Raw genomic sequence first — 14110 nt, 5'->3', positions numbered from 1 at the left:
CCAGAGGCGTTTTTGAGAGAGACGATTTTCAGCCTGTACCGGATATATCTGCGCGGCCTTAAGGGGCGGCGCGGAGAACAGAATCTGCCTGGCGGCTTTAGCGCGGTGGTCCCACCTGACCCCATGCCGAACTCAGAAGTGAAACGCCGTAGCGCCGATGGTAGTGTGGGGTCTCCCCATGCGAGAGTAGGGAACTGCCAGGCATTATATAAGTGAAGAAGCCCCGCACGAGAGTGCGGGGCTTTTTTACGTCTGCAGATCGTGAAAAACCTCATCATAATCCCCGAAAACAGCCTGAGAACCCCTCCCTGATACGGTAAACTACGCCCAGATAACTCAGTAAAGGTCGTCAAATGTCCAGCCAGCATCCTTCCTTAAAAGCCGACAATACGCTTGGGCTTGAAGTACATACACAGAAACGCATCGTTGCTGAGACGCCAGCTGCCATTCTGGCTGCATGGCAGGCCAGCCAGCGTGATCAAACCCCTTTCATGGTGCTTGGTGAAGGCAGCAATGTCCTCTTTCTGGATGATTTCGCTGGTACTGTGGTACTTAACCGCATTAAAGGCATCAACATTCAGGATGAGTATGAGTACTGGAAGTTGCATGTCGGAGCAGGTGAGAACTGGCATCAGCTGGTTAAGAGCACACTGGAAAAAGGGATCACTGGCCTGGAGAATCTGGCATTAATCCCTGGAATGACGGGTTCTGCACCGATTCAGAACATTGGTGCCTATGGTGTGGAATTAAAAGATGTCTGCGAATATGTGGATGTGCTTAACCTGGACAGTGGTGAGACAGAGCGTCTCGATCGTGAAGCCTGTGAATTTGGCTATCGTGACAGCATTTTCAAGCATCGCTATCAGAGAGGTTATGTCATCGTCGCGGTCGGGATAATCCTGCCTAAACAATGGCAGCCCGTATTGACCTACGGTGATCTGAAGACTCTGAATCCGGTAACGGCTAGCGCCTGGGATGTTTATCACGCGGTGTGCCAGATGCGGCAGAGCAAATTACCGGATCCAAAAGTGACCGGGAATGTAGGCAGCTTCTTCAAAAATCCGGTCGTTACCGAGGCGCAGTGCAGCGCCTTGCTGGCGCATTTTCCAGCTATGCCACACTATCTGATGCCGAATGGTGAAACCAAGCTGGCAGCCGGATGGCTTATCGATCAGTGTCAGTTGAAAGGTTATCGTATCGGCGGTGCCGCCGTTCATCAGCAACAGGCTCTGGTGCTGATTAATGCTGATAATGCCACACCTGACGATATCGTTGCGCTGGCAAAAACCGTGCGTGCGAAGGTGGGTGAAAAGTTTGATGTCTGGCTGGAGCCTGAGGTGCGGTTTATTCAGGCACAGGGCGAGTGCAATGCTGTCGGGGTAATCGCATGAAAGACAACAGTATCCCGCTAAAGCTGGTCGATATTTTATCTGACGGTGAGTTTCATTCTGGCGAACAGCTGGGTGAAACACTGGGCATGAGTCGCGCAGCCATTAACAAGCATATCCAGACCTTAAAAAGCTGGGGACTTGACGTTTATACCGTGACAGGGAAGGGCTACAGTCTCTCTGCCCCGATGCAGCTGTTGGATGAGCAGGCAATTGTCGCTCAGGTTAAGCAGGGCAATATCTCTGTTATCCCGGTGATTGACTCCACAAATCAGTATCTGCTGGAGCGCATGCATGAGATGGAGTCGGGTGCTGCCTGTATCGCTGAGTATCAGCAGGCTGGTCGTGGCCGTCGTGGGCGTCAATGGTTCTCTCCCTTTGGCGCTAATCTCTACATGTCTATGTACTGGCGTCTGGAGCAGGGACCCGCTGCGGCGATGGGTCTTAGTCTTGTGATTGGTATTATCATTGCTGAGACATTACGTTCATTAGGGGCTGATGATGTTCGCGTCAAATGGCCCAATGATATTTACCTTAACGATCGCAAACTGGCAGGTATTCTGGTCGAACTGACCGGTAAAACGGGTGATGCCGCGCATATCGTCATGGGGGCCGGGATTAACCTTGCTATGCGTACAGCCGATGCATCGCAGATTAATCAGGGCTGGATTAACCTGCAGGAAGCCGGTGTATCCGTTAACCGCAATGAGCTGGCCGCCCATCTGATAAATAATCTGCGCGAAGCCCTGCCGTTGTTTGAGCAGGAAGGGTTAACGCCCTTTGTTACACGCTGGATGGTGCTGGATAACTTTATTCACCGGCCTGTTAAATTGCTCATTGGTGAACGTGAAGTGCATGGTATTGCGCGGGGCATTGACAGTCAGGGTGGCCTGTTACTTGAGCAGGATGGCGAAATAAAAGCCTGGGTGGGCGGAGAAATATCTCTACGTCCTCTCTGATCAAAAAAGCCTGCACTAATGCAGGCTTTTTTACTGGAGCGGTTATTTACGCAAGCGAACCCTGTCGACCGCATGATTGCCACTTTTAGTCATGATCAGGCTGGCCCGTTCGCGTGTTGGCAGGATATTTTCCCGCAGGTTTAGCCAGTTAATCTCTTTCCATAAATTGCCCGCTATCTCTACTGCTTCCGCTTCTGAGAGCTGGGCATAATGGTGGAAGTAAGAGTCCGGGTCGGTAAATGCACCCTGGCGGAATTTGAGGAATCGATTGATATACCAGCTTTGCAGCAGCTCTTCCTCAGCGTCGACATAGATAGAAAAATCAACGAAGTCTGAAACAAAGACATGATGTGGGTCATGGGGATAGTCCATGCCACTCTGCAATACATTCAGACCTTCCAGAATAAGGATATCAGGCTGCTGAACCACTTTATCGCCATCAGGGATGACATCATAAATCAGATGCGAATAGACCGGTGCTGTGACCTGACTGGCGCCTGATTTCAAATCGGAGACGAAATTGACCAGCCGGTGCATATCATAAGATTGCGGAAACCCTTTTTTCTTCATTAATCCGCGCTCTTTCAGCACGGCATTGGGATGAAGAAAGCCATCCGTCGTGATCAATTCTACTTTACGATGTTCAGGCCAGCGGCTGAGCAACGCCTGTAATACACGCGCAGTTGTGCTTTTACCGACGGCTACGCTGCCCGCAATACTGATGATATAGGGGATTTTCTGGCCATTGGTGCCGAGAAATTGCTCCAGTACAGCCTGCCGACGAACATTAGAGCTGATATAGAAATTAAGCAGACGCGAAAGTGGCAGATAAATTTCTGCTACCTCCTCCAGCGAGAGATCCTCGTTGATGCCCTCCAGCTGCGCGATCTCTTCCTCTGACAGTGTCATAGGAACGGAATCACGTAATGCAGCCCACTGCTCACGAGTGAACTCTAAATAAGGCGTTGTCAGGGGGGTCGTTTTATCCATAAGCATGCATCTGACCGCAAATTCATTGCTATCAACCGCGTGTCATCCGATAAGCAGGAGAGCACAGGTGAAATAAATCACGAATCGCTGGTTTATCAGTGAGAACAATGGGCTGGAGGGTATCACCAGTATGGCTTTTAACAGAAGTAAAAAGATAAACGTGATCGCGCTTTCGTCGGCATACCCACAAAACATCATAATAACGCTAATTCTGACAGCTGTATCACTACGTATAGTGCTACACGGGCCATCAAAGCTTATGTGCGGCTTTTATCTGCCTTAAATAGCAGTCAGACGCCCTGTATGACCCAATAGAGCTGTAACGGCGTACAGAGAGGCTAAAAGCACATACATTCAATATGCAGCGTATATTTCCCGACTGAAGAATAAAGAGCTGCGAGACACTGGAACCGTTTTTTACCGTTATCGTCGTACCAGCGAGAGAGATATGCAGGACAAAAACGTCTCCCTGTTCTGCAGATATCTTAAGTGCACGAAAAATAACGCCGATAAGGGTTAAAAAAGCATCACTCAGAACAGGCTGCGCAAAATAAAAAGGCGATGGGCGGAATATTTTACCTTAAAAAGAGCATGCCAGAGCAGCAGGGGACGATAGCGAGGCAGGGTGGGCGGTGTAAAAACAGGACCAGATCGCACAAATATTCTGCACAAAAACGCCAGAATGCGATGATTTGCACAAATAGTAAGCGATAGAACAAAATTAGTGATTTTTTAGTTGCATCGAAGGCCCGACCTTCCTAGAATGCGCTCCACTTGATGCCGGCTTAGCTCAGTTGGTAGAGCAACTGACTTGTAATCAGTAGGTCACCAGTTCGATTCCGGTAGCCGGCACCATCAAGTAGGTGGGATTCCCGAGCGGCCAAAGGGAGCAGACTGTAAATCTGCCGTCACAGACTTCGAAGGTTCGAATCCTTCTCCCACCACCATCTCAGCCTCACGGTTGAGTACAGGTAAACAACCTGTTTATCTGTCAGGTGAGTCACTTATCACCCTGAATTCAGACTGAGCGTTAGCGAAGTCAACGTCGGTCAGCTTCGCTGGCAGACAGTAGATAGCAGAGAAACATTCACTGTTATCTGCAAGCTACAGAAAGAACAGGTAGCCGAGTTCCAGGATGCGGGCATCGTATAATGGCTATTACCTCAGCCTTCCAAGCTGATGATGCGGGTTCGATTCCCGCTGCCCGCTCCAGATGTGCTGATATGGCTCAGTTGGTAGAGCGCACCCTTGGTAAGGGTGAGGTCCCCAGTTCGACTCTGGGTATCAGCACCACTTCCTTTAATCTCCCTCCTGATTTTCTCTGTAACTTCCTTGCAGTCAGGCAATGCCTGGTTAATGTGATGATATCATTGATATATCCGTGTCTTAGAGGGACTAGCGATGGCTAAAGAGCAATTTCAACGTAACAAACTGCACGTAAACGTGGGCACCATCGGTCACGTTGACCACGGTAAAACCACCCTGACTGCAGCTATCACTACCGTACTGGCTAAAACCAACGGCGGCCAGGCTCGTGCATTCGATCAGATCGACAGCACACCTGAAGAAAAAGCCCGCGGTATCACCATCAACACCGCTCACGTTGAGTATGAGACTGCTGCACGTCACTACGCTCACGTTGACTGCCCAGGCCACGCCGACTATGTGAAAAACATGATCACCGGTGCTGCGCAGATGGACGGCGCGATCCTGGTTGTTGCTGCGACTGATGGCCCAATGCCACAAACCCGTGAGCACATCCTGCTGGGTCGTCAGGTTGGCGTTCCTTACATCATCGTGTTCCTGAACAAGTGTGACATGGTTGATGATGAAGAGCTGCTGGAGCTGGTAGAGATGGAAGTACGTGACCTGCTGTCACAGTACGACTTCCCAGGCGACGACACCCCAATCGTTCGTGGTTCTGCTCTGAAAGCGCTGGAAGGCGTTCCTGAGTGGGAAGCGAAAATCATCGAACTGGCTGAACACCTGGACAACTACATCCCGGATCCAGTCCGTGCGATCGACATGCCGTTCCTGCTGCCAATCGAAGACGTATTCTCAATCTCTGGCCGTGGTACTGTTGTTACCGGTCGTGTTGAGCGCGGCATCGTTAAAGTCGGCGACGAAGTTGAAATCGTGGGTATCAAAGATACTGCGAAATCAACCTGTACCGGTGTTGAGATGTTCCGTAAGCTGCTGGACCAGGGTCAGGCAGGCGAAAACTGTGGTGTTCTGCTGCGCGGTATCAAGCGTGAAGACATCCAGCGTGGCCAGGTTCTGGCTAAGCCAGGCTCAATCAAGCCACACACCCAGTTCGAGTCAGAAGTTTACGTTCTGTCTAAAGACGAAGGTGGTCGCCATACTCCGTTCTTCAAAGGCTATCGTCCACAGTTCTACTTCCGTACAACTGACGTAACCGGCTCAGTAGAGCTGCCAGAAGGCGTTGAAATGGTCATGCCAGGCGACAACATCAAAATGGTTGTTACCCTGATCCACCCAATCGCAATGGACGAAGGTCTGCGCTTCGCAATCCGCGAAGGTGGCCGTACCGTTGGCGCGGGTGTTGTTGCTAAAGTTATCGCATAATTACCGATAACGTTTGACGCAATGCACACGGAAAGGGCATCATTTGATGCCCTTTTTGCACGCTGTTTCATAGAACCTGGCTCATCAGTGATTTTTTGAATCATAATCATTGCTGAGACAGGCTCTGTTATGCGGCGTTGGATACCGAGTTACGCCTCAAAAGCTCATTCGGTTTGGACGCCTCGCACTGCGGGGCAGAATAGTTTCTGAATTATTGTGGCAGGTTGGTTTATGAGTGCGAATACCGAAGCTCAAGGGAGCGGGCGTGGCCTGGAAGCGGTAAAGTGGGTAGTAGTTGTATTACTGCTGCTTGCAGCGATTGTAGGTAACTACCTCTATCGTGATGTGTCACTGCCACTGCGTGCATTAGCCGTAGTTGTACTGATTGCAGCGGCTGGCGGCATTGCGCTTTTAACGACCAAAGGCAAAGCGACCGTGGCTTTTGCTCGTGAAGCAAGAACAGAAATGCGTAAGGTTATCTGGCCAACCCGCCAGGAAACGCTGCACACCACGTTAATCGTTGCCGCGGTTACTGCCGTGATGTCACTGATTTTGTGGGGGCTGGATGGTATTCTGGTCCGTCTGGTATCGTTTATCACTGGCCTGAGGTTCTGAGATGTCTGAAGCTCCAAAGAAACGCTGGTACGTCGTACAGGCGTTTTCCGGTTTTGAAGGCCGCGTAGCCCAATCGCTGCGCGAGCATATCAAATTGCACAACATGGAAGAGCTGTTTGGCGACGTCATGGTTCCGACTGAAGAAGTCGTTGAAATCCGTGGTGGCCAGCGTCGTAAGAGCGAGCGCAAGTTTTTCCCGGGATACGTACTGGTTCAGATGGTCATGAATGACGCCAGCTGGCACTTAGTACGCAGCGTCCCGCGCGTGATGGGTTTCATCGGCGGTACCTCTGACCGTCCGGCGCCTATCAGCGATAAAGAAGTTGATGCGATCATGAACCGTCTGCAGCAGGTCGGCGACAAGCCTCGTCCGAAAACGCTGTTTGAGCCGGGTGAAATGGTTCGCGTTAATGACGGTCCATTTGCTGACTTTAACGGTGTGGTTGAAGATGTGGATTACGAGAAGAGCCGCCTGACGGTTTCCGTATCTATCTTTGGTCGCGCAACACCGGTTGAGCTGGACTTTGGTCAGGTGGAGAAAGGTTAACCTCTTTCCGCTCACAAATTAGCTGTTGCAGCAGGCGCGAAATTTAACTACAATTTCGCGCCTTTTGTTTTTATGCGCTGGCAACAGCGTGTAAATCGTTATCACGGGGAGCCTTTACAGGCGCTATAACCCAATTGAGGAAATATCATGGCTAAGAAAGTCCAAGCCTACGTCAAGCTGCAGGTTGCAGCTGGTATGGCGAACCCAAGTCCACCGGTTGGTCCAGCACTGGGTCAGCAGGGCGTTAACATCATGGAATTCTGTAAAGCGTTCAACGCTAAGACCGAATCTCTGGAAAAAGGTCTGCCGACTCCTGTTGTTATCACCGTATACAGCGACCGTTCTTTTACCTTCATTACCAAAACGCCTCCGGCTGCCGTACTGCTGAAAAAAGCAGCGGGCATCAAGTCTGGTTCTGGTAAGCCGAACAAAGATAAAGTCGGTAAAGTGACTCGTGCTCAGGTACGTGAAATCGCAGAAACCAAAGCTGCGGACATGACTGGTTCTGACGTTGAAGCGATGACTCGCTCAATCGAAGGTACTGCTCGTTCCATGGGCCTGGTAGTAGAGGACTAAGAAATGGCTAAGCTGACCAAGCGCATGACCGTAATTCGCGACAAAGTTGACGCGACCAAGCAGTATGACATTGCTGAAGCTGTTGCTCTGCTGAAAGAACTGGCTACTGCCAAGTTCGTTGAAAGCGTTGACGTTGCTGTCAACCTCGGCATTGATGCACGTAAATCTGATCAGAACGTGCGCGGCGCGACCGTTCTGCCACACGGTACTGGTCGTTCAGTACGTGTTGCTGTCTTCACCCAGGGCGCAAACGCTGAAGCTGCTAAAGCAGCAGGCGCTGAGCTGGTAGGTATGGAAGACCTGGCTGATCAGATTAAGAAAGGCGAAATGAATTTTGACGTTGTTATTGCTTCTCCGGATGCAATGCGCGTTGTTGGCCAGTTAGGCCAGATTCTGGGCCCACGCGGCCTGATGCCAAACCCGAAAGTCGGTACTGTAACCCCTAACGTTGCTGAAGCAGTTAAGAATGCTAAAGCGGGTCAGGTTCGTTATCGTAACGACAAAAACGGCATCATCCACACTACCATCGGTAAAGTGGACTTTGACGCTGACAAACTGAAAGAAAACCTGGAATCTCTGCTGGTCGCGCTGAAAAAAGCAAAACCATCTCAGGCGAAAGGCGTGTACATCAAGAAAGTCAGCCTTTCAACCACCATGGGCGCCGGCGTTGCCGTTGACCAGGCTGGTCTGAACGCAACAGCAAACTAATTGCTGCTTGAAACGGGCGAAAAATTCACCTAGAATCTTACGCCCGTTGTTCTGTTATTAGCAGAACAGGACATCAGAGAGTCGGAACTGACTGTTGCGTTTATCGCCTTTCCTTCTGACTCTGCTGTGTCACACAGAATTTAGGTTGGAGCCAGGCCTTATCCTGGCCTCCGTCCAAGACCGCAGGCGCTGTTTATCTCCGGATATTCCGCTTAATACCCTGCGTAGACGGTGACAGAACCAAAAGAATTTTTTCTTAGCTGGATTCTGCTCACCGTGTTCGAGCGCTTACCACCCTTCGGGGTGGTTAAGTGAAGTGAGTTCCGGGGAAATCCTTTCCCGGTCAAATCCAGGAGCAAAAGCTAATGGCATTAAATCTTCAAGACAAACAAGCGATTGTTGCTGAAGTCAGCGAAGTAGCCAAAGGTGCGCTTTCAGCGGTTGTTGCGGATTCCCGTGGCGTTACCGTTGATAAAATGACCGAACTGCGTAAAGCAGGCCGTGAAGCTGGCGTTTACATGCGTGTTGTTCGTAACACCCTGCTGCGCCGCGTCGTTGAAGGAACTCAATTTGAGTGCCTGAAAGACACGTTTGTTGGTCCGACCCTGATTGCATATTCTATGGAACACCCGGGCGCTGCTGCTCGTCTGTTCAAAGATTTCGCGAAAGCGAATGCAAAATTTGAGGTCAAAGCTGCAGCCTTTGAAGGTGAGCTGATCACGGCGGCCAATATTGACCGTCTGGCAACTCTGCCGACCTACGAAGAAGCACTGGCACGTCTGATGTCGACCATGAAAGAAGCCGCTGCCGGCAAACTGGTCCGCACTCTGGCTGCTGTACGCGATGCAAAAGAAGCGGCTTAAGGCCATATTCTTTTCTTCGTACTTGCTTACGTATAAACTTTTTCTGATTCTTAGGAACAATTGTCATGTCTATCACTAAAGACCAAATTCTGGAAGCTGTTGCAGCGATGTCCGTAATGGAAGTTGTTGAGCTGGTTTCTGCAATGGAAGAAAAATTCGGCGTTTCTGCTGCTGCTGCTGTAGCTGTTGCTGCTGGCCCGGCTGAAGCTGTTGAAGAAAAAACTGAATTCGACGTAGTCCTGAAAGCTGTTGGCCCGAACAAGGTAGCAGTAATCAAAGCCGTACGTACTGCAACTGGTCTGGGCCTGAAAGAAGCCAAAGACCTGGTTGAAGCAACTGGCGTGATCAAAGAAGCAATCAGCAAAGACGACGCAGCTGCACTTGAAGCTGCTCTGAAAGAAGCTGGCGCTGAAGTTGAAGTTAAGTAAGACAACCTTCGGGTTGCAGTCTGAGTAGTTTCAGACTGATGGCTGGTGACTTTTTGGTCACCAGCCTTTTTGCGCTACAGGGTCTCAATGGGGTTTCACACTGTTTGTCCATTGTTACTCTTCAATATCTTTCTCTATCGACGACTTAATATACCGCTTTCCTGTGCGGGTTCCCTGCCTTCTCAAAAGCGATGAAATGATTTAAGCGTGATAGAAAGAGGTATTGCACTGCTGCCGCGCAGCCAGTGAATCAAACAAAATCGTGTTGCATGAACTGTCCTGTCAGGACGGACAGCGTGGGTCGACTTGTCAGCTAGCTGAGGAACCCTATGGTTTACTCCTATACCGAGAAAAAACGTATTCGTAAGGATTTTGGTAAACGTCCGCAAGTACTGGACATACCTTATCTCCTTTCCATCCAGCTCGACTCGTTCCAGAAGTTTATCGAGCAAGATCCAGAAGGTCAGTACGGACTGGAAGCTGCATTCCGTTCTGTATTCCCTATTGCGAGCTACAGCGGCAACTCTGAGTTGCAGTATGTGAGCTATCGCCTGGGTGAACCTGTCTTTGACGTGAAAGAGTGTCAGATCCGTGGCGTGACCTATTCGGCACCGCTGCGCGTGAAACTGCGTCTGGTGGTCTATGAGCGCGAAGCGCCAGAAGGCACCGTAAAAGACATTAAAGAACAAGAAGTCTACATGGGCGAAATTCCGCTCATGACCGACAACGGTACCTTTGTTATTAATGGTACCGAACGCGTTATCGTTTCTCAGCTGCACCGTAGTCCTGGCGTGTTCTTTGATAGCGATAAGGGTAAAACCCACTCATCGGGTAAAGTGCTGTACAACGCACGTATCATCCCTTACCGCGGATCATGGCTCGACTTTGAGTTTGACCCGAAAGATAACCTGTTTGTCCGTATTGACCGTCGTCGTAAGCTGCCGGCCACTATCATCCTGCGTGCGTTGCAGTTCACTACACCTCAGATCCTCGATATCTTCTTCGAGAAAGTGGTGTTTGAAATCCGTGACAACAAGCTGCAGATGGAGCTGGTGCCTGAGCGCCTGCGCGGTGAAACCGCTACCTTCGATATCGAAGCGAACGGCACCGTCTACGTCGAAAAAGCACGCCGTATTACTGCGCGCCATATCCGTCAGCTGGAAAAAGATGGCATTCAGCACATCGAAGTTCCGGTTGAATATATCGCGGGCAAAGTGGTCGCTAAAGACTACATCGATGAGAGCACCGGTGAGCTGATCATTGCAGCGAACATGGAACTGTCACTGGATCTGCTGGCTAAACTGAGCCAGTCCGGTCACAAGCGCATCGAAACGCTGTTCACCAACGATCTGGACCACGGTCCTTATATCTCCGAGACCCTGCGTGTCGACCCAACCAGCGATCGCCTGAGCGCACTGGTTGAGATCTACCGCATGATGCGTCCTGGTGAGCCGCCAACACGCGAAGCAGCAGAGAACCTGTTTGAGAACCTGTTCTTCTCTGAAGATCGTTACGATCTGTCTGCTGTTGGTCGTATGAAGTTCAACCGCTCATTACTGCGTGATGAAATCGAAGGTTCAGGCATCCTGAGCAAAGACGACATCATCGAAGTGATGAAGAAGCTGATCGACATCCGTAACGGTAAAGGCGAAGTGGACGATATCGACCACCTCGGTAACCGTCGTATTCGTTCAGTCGGTGAAATGGCTGAGAACCAGTTCCGTGTGGGTCTGGTGCGTGTTGAGCGTGCGGTTAAAGAGCGTCTGTCACTGGGCGACCTGGATACCCTGATGCCACAGGACATGATCAACGCGAAGCCGATTTCGGCCGCGGTGAAAGAGTTCTTTGGTTCAAGCCAGCTTTCTCAGTTCATGGATCAGAACAACCCGCTGTCAGAGATTACGCACAAACGTCGTATCTCTGCTCTCGGCCCGGGTGGTTTGACGCGTGAGCGTGCCGGCTTCGAAGTGCGTGACGTACACCCAACGCACTACGGTCGTGTCTGCCCAATCGAAACCCCTGAAGGTCCGAACATCGGTCTGATCAACTCCTTGTCTGTTTATGCACAGACGAACGAGTACGGTTTCCTTGAGACACCTTATCGCCGTGTTATCGACGGTCTGGTTTCTGACGAGATTCATTACCTTTCTGCTATCGAAGAGGGTAACTACGTTATCGCTCAGGCGAACGCCCCTCTTGATGATAACGGCGCGTTTGTTGATGACTTAGTCACCTGCCGTAGCAAAGGCGAATCAAGTCTGTTCAGCCGTGATCAGGTTGACTACATGGACGTTTCGACCCAACAGATCGTTTCTGTCGGTGCGTCCCTGATCCCGTTCCTGGAACACGATGACGCCAACCGCGCCCTGATGGGTGCGAACATGCAACGTCAGGCCGTTCCGACTCTGCGTGCTGACAAGCCGCTGGTTGGTACCGGTATGGAACGTGCTGTTGCTGTTGACTCCGGTGTTACCGCCGTTGCGAAACGTGGCGGTACCGTTCAGTACGTCGACGCATCACGTATCGTTATCAAAGTGAACGAAGACGAAATGCATGCTGGCGAAGCCGGTATCGACATTTATAACCTGACCAAATATACCCGTTCTAACCAGAACACCTGCATCAACCAGATGCCATGTGTTTCTCTGGGTGAGCCGGTTGAGCGCGGCGACGTGCTGGCAGATGGCCCGTCCACCGATCTGGGTGAACTGGCACTGGGCCAGAACATGCGCGTAGCGTTCATGCCGTGGAACGGCTACAACTTCGAAGACTCCATCCTGGTCTCCGAGCGTGTGGTTCAGGAAGATCGCTTTACGACTATCCATATTCAGGAACTGGCTTGCGTGTCGCGTGACACCAAACTGGGGCCGGAAGAGATTACCGCTGATATCCCGAACGTGGGTGAAGCCGCTCTCTCTAAACTGGATGAGTCAGGCATTGTCTACATCGGTGCTGAAGTGACCGGTGGTGACATTCTGGTTGGTAAGGTCACGCCGAAAGGTGAGACCCAGCTGACGCCAGAAGAGAAACTGCTGCGCGCTATCTTCGGTGAAAAAGCCTCTGACGTGAAAGATTCGTCACTGCGCGTACCGAATGGCGTGTCAGGTACCGTGATTGACGTTCAGGTCTTTACCCGCGATGGCGTGGAAAAAGACAAACGTGCGCTGGAAATTGAAGAGATGCAGCTGAAGCAGGCCAAAAAAGACCTGTCTGAAGAACTGCAGATTCTGGAAGCGGGCCTGTTCAGCCGTATTCAGAACGTCCTGATTTCTGGTGGCGTTGAAGCAGACAAACTGGACAAGCTGCCGCGCGAGCGCTGGCTGGAACTGGGTCTGACTGACGAAGCCAAGCAAAACCAGCTGGAGCAGCTGGCAGAGCAGTACGACGAACTGAAGCACGAGTTTGAGAAAAAACTCGAAGGTAAGCGTCGTAAAATCACCCAGGGCGATGATCTGGCACCAGGCGTGCTGAAAATCGTTAAGGTTTATCTGGCTGTTAAGCGTCAGATTCAGCCGGGTGACAAAATGGCAGGCCGTCACGGTAACAAAGGTGTTATCTCCAAGATCAACCCGATCGAAGATATGCCTTACGATGAAAACGGCACGCCGGTTGACATCGTTCTGAACCCGCTGGGCGTACCATCGCGTATGAACATCGGTCAGATTCTGGAAACCCACCTGGGCATGGCAGCGAAAGGCATCGGCGAGAAGATCAACGCCATGCTGAAGAAGCAGGAAGAAGTCGCGAAACTACGCGAATTCATCCAGCGCGCCTATGACCTGGGTAGCGATCTGCGTCAGAAAGTTGACCTGAACACCTTCTCCGATGACGAAGTTCTTCGTCTGGCAGAGAACCTGAAGAAAGGTATGCCAATCGCCACTCCGGTGTTTGATGGCGCGAAAGAGAGTGAAATCAAAGAGCTGCTGCAGCTCGGCGGCTTGCCTTCTTCCGGTCAGATTACCCTGTTTGACGGCCGTACCGGTGAGCAGTTCGAACGTCAGGTAACCGTTGGCTATATGTACATGCTGAAACTCAACCACCTGGTTGATGACAAGATGCATGCACGTTCAACCGGTTCCTACAGCCTGGTTACTCAGCAGCCGCTGGGTGGTAAGGCACAGTTCGGTGGTCAGCGCTTTGGTGAGATGGAAGTATGGGCACTGGAAGCATACGGTGCCGCGTATACCCTGCAGGAAATGCTTACCGTTAAGTCTGATGACGTCAACGGCCGTACCAAGATGTATAAAAACATCGTTGACGGTAACCATCAGATGGAACCGGGCATGCCGGAATCCTTCAACGTACTGTTGAAAGAGATTCGCTCGCTGGGTATCAACATCGAGCTGGAAGACGAGTAACCCCTTTTCAGGCTGCGGTTCGCCGCCGCCTGATAGCGCAGGGTTTAAAGCGCTCGCAATTGTACTGGTTACGGGGCGTTCAATTTCGGTTG

Annotated in this window: 11 protein-coding genes, 4 tRNA genes and 1 rRNA gene; 15 read left to right on the top strand and 1 reads right to left on the bottom strand. The window is 51.1% G+C overall.

Going from position 1 to position 14110, the window contains the following annotated elements:
- The first annotated feature begins 87 nt into the window (after positions 1–87).
- The 3 genes from rrf to birA all read left to right on the top strand — a co-directional run bounded on the left by rrf (position 88) and on the right by birA (position 2347).
- A 5S ribosomal RNA gene (gene rrf / locus IAI47_RS18185) occupies positions 88–203 on the top strand.
- Between the two features lie 150 nt (positions 204–353).
- Entirely contained in the window at positions 354–1391 is a 1038-nt protein-coding gene (murB, locus tag IAI47_RS18180; protein WP_008927171.1) for a UDP-N-acetylmuramate dehydrogenase, read from the top strand.
- A complete protein-coding gene (gene birA / locus IAI47_RS18175; protein ID WP_008927172.1) occupies positions 1388–2347 on the top strand; it encodes a bifunctional biotin--[acetyl-CoA-carboxylase] ligase/biotin operon repressor BirA in 960 nt (319 codons plus the stop codon). The genes murB and birA overlap by 4 nt, the downstream gene beginning before the upstream one ends.
- A gap of 42 nt (positions 2348–2389) precedes the next feature.
- On the opposite strand, the gene coaA is transcribed toward birA, so the two are convergent.
- Complete coding sequence (gene coaA, locus IAI47_RS18170; protein ID WP_033743664.1) at positions 2390–3337, bottom strand: type I pantothenate kinase; 948 nt, start codon at positions 3335–3337, stop codon at positions 2390–2392.
- Positions 3338–4116: 779 nt separating this feature from the next.
- Between coaA and IAI47_RS18165 the strand changes: the two genes are divergently transcribed.
- The 12 genes from IAI47_RS18165 (at position 4117) to rpoB (ending at position 14018) form a co-directional block, all read left to right on the top strand.
- Positions 4117–4192 (top strand) — tRNA-Thr (locus IAI47_RS18165).
- Positions 4193–4199: 7 nt separating this feature from the next.
- Positions 4200–4284 (top strand) — tRNA-Tyr (locus tag IAI47_RS18160).
- Between the two features lie 190 nt (positions 4285–4474).
- Positions 4475–4549, top strand: a tRNA-Gly gene (locus IAI47_RS18155).
- A gap of 5 nt (positions 4550–4554) precedes the next feature.
- Positions 4555–4630, top strand: a tRNA-Thr gene (locus IAI47_RS18150).
- A 108-nt stretch (positions 4631–4738) separates the two neighbouring features.
- Positions 4739–5923 (top strand): elongation factor Tu, encoded by a 1185-nt coding sequence (tuf, locus tag IAI47_RS18145; RefSeq protein ID WP_013359730.1) that lies wholly within the window; start codon positions 4739–4741, stop codon positions 5921–5923.
- A gap of 231 nt (positions 5924–6154) precedes the next feature.
- Positions 6155–6538, top strand: a complete 384-nt coding sequence (gene secE, locus IAI47_RS18140) for a preprotein translocase subunit SecE (protein ID WP_008927141.1) — start codon at positions 6155–6157, stop codon at positions 6536–6538.
- Position 6539: 1 nt separating this feature from the next.
- A complete protein-coding gene (gene nusG / locus IAI47_RS18135) occupies positions 6540–7085 on the top strand; it encodes a transcription termination/antitermination protein NusG (RefSeq protein WP_003848088.1) in 546 nt (181 codons plus the stop codon).
- Positions 7086–7232: 147 nt separating this feature from the next.
- Positions 7233–7661: a 50S ribosomal protein L11 gene (gene rplK / locus IAI47_RS18130; protein WP_006121495.1), complete on the top strand. Its 429-nt coding sequence runs from the start codon at positions 7233–7235 to the stop codon at positions 7659–7661.
- A 3-nt stretch (positions 7662–7664) separates the two neighbouring features.
- Positions 7665–8369 (top strand): 50S ribosomal protein L1, encoded by a 705-nt coding sequence (gene rplA, locus IAI47_RS18125; protein WP_003848092.1) that lies wholly within the window; start codon positions 7665–7667, stop codon positions 8367–8369.
- A 365-nt stretch (positions 8370–8734) separates the two neighbouring features.
- A complete protein-coding gene (rplJ, locus tag IAI47_RS18120) occupies positions 8735–9232 on the top strand; it encodes a 50S ribosomal protein L10 (RefSeq protein WP_003848098.1) in 498 nt (165 codons plus the stop codon).
- A gap of 65 nt (positions 9233–9297) precedes the next feature.
- Positions 9298–9660, top strand: a complete 363-nt coding sequence (gene rplL / locus IAI47_RS18115) for a 50S ribosomal protein L7/L12 (protein ID WP_008927142.1) — start codon at positions 9298–9300, stop codon at positions 9658–9660.
- Between the two features lie 329 nt (positions 9661–9989).
- The gene (rpoB, locus tag IAI47_RS18110) at positions 9990–14018 is read left to right on the top strand and encodes a DNA-directed RNA polymerase subunit beta (RefSeq protein WP_008927143.1); all 4029 of its coding nucleotides are present in this window, start codon (positions 9990–9992) and stop codon (positions 14016–14018) included.
- Positions 14019–14110 lie beyond the last annotated feature (92 nt).

This window comes from Pantoea sp. MT58, from assembly GCF_014495885.1.
In the GTDB taxonomy this organism is placed as follows: Bacteria; Pseudomonadota; Gammaproteobacteria; order Enterobacterales; family Enterobacteriaceae; genus Pantoea; species Pantoea eucalypti.
Note: the sequence above shows the minus strand (reverse complement) of the source record. Positions and strands in the feature narration are given on the sequence as shown.

What these genes read in the sequence shown, in the direction of transcription:
- murB (WP_008927171.1), top strand. Translation starts at nt 354, where the DNA reads ATGTCCAGCCAGCATCCTTCCTTAAAAGCCGACAATACGCTTGGGCTT.
- birA (WP_008927172.1), top strand. Translation starts at nt 1,388, where the DNA reads ATGAAAGACAACAGTATCCCGCTAAAGCTGGTCGATATTTTATCTGAC.
- coaA (WP_033743664.1), bottom strand. Translation starts at nt 3,337, where the DNA reads ATGGATAAAACGACCCCCCTGACAACGCCTTATTTAGAGTTCACTCGT.
- tuf (WP_013359730.1), top strand. Translation starts at nt 4,739, where the DNA reads ATGGCTAAAGAGCAATTTCAACGTAACAAACTGCACGTAAACGTGGGC.
- secE (WP_008927141.1), top strand. Translation starts at nt 6,155, where the DNA reads ATGAGTGCGAATACCGAAGCTCAAGGGAGCGGGCGTGGCCTGGAAGCG.
- nusG (WP_003848088.1), top strand. Translation starts at nt 6,540, where the DNA reads ATGTCTGAAGCTCCAAAGAAACGCTGGTACGTCGTACAGGCGTTTTCC.
- rplK (WP_006121495.1), top strand. Translation starts at nt 7,233, where the DNA reads ATGGCTAAGAAAGTCCAAGCCTACGTCAAGCTGCAGGTTGCAGCTGGT.
- rplA (WP_003848092.1), top strand. Translation starts at nt 7,665, where the DNA reads ATGGCTAAGCTGACCAAGCGCATGACCGTAATTCGCGACAAAGTTGAC.
- rplJ (WP_003848098.1), top strand. Translation starts at nt 8,735, where the DNA reads ATGGCATTAAATCTTCAAGACAAACAAGCGATTGTTGCTGAAGTCAGC.
- rplL (WP_008927142.1), top strand. Translation starts at nt 9,298, where the DNA reads ATGTCTATCACTAAAGACCAAATTCTGGAAGCTGTTGCAGCGATGTCC.
- rpoB (WP_008927143.1), top strand. Translation starts at nt 9,990, where the DNA reads ATGGTTTACTCCTATACCGAGAAAAAACGTATTCGTAAGGATTTTGGT.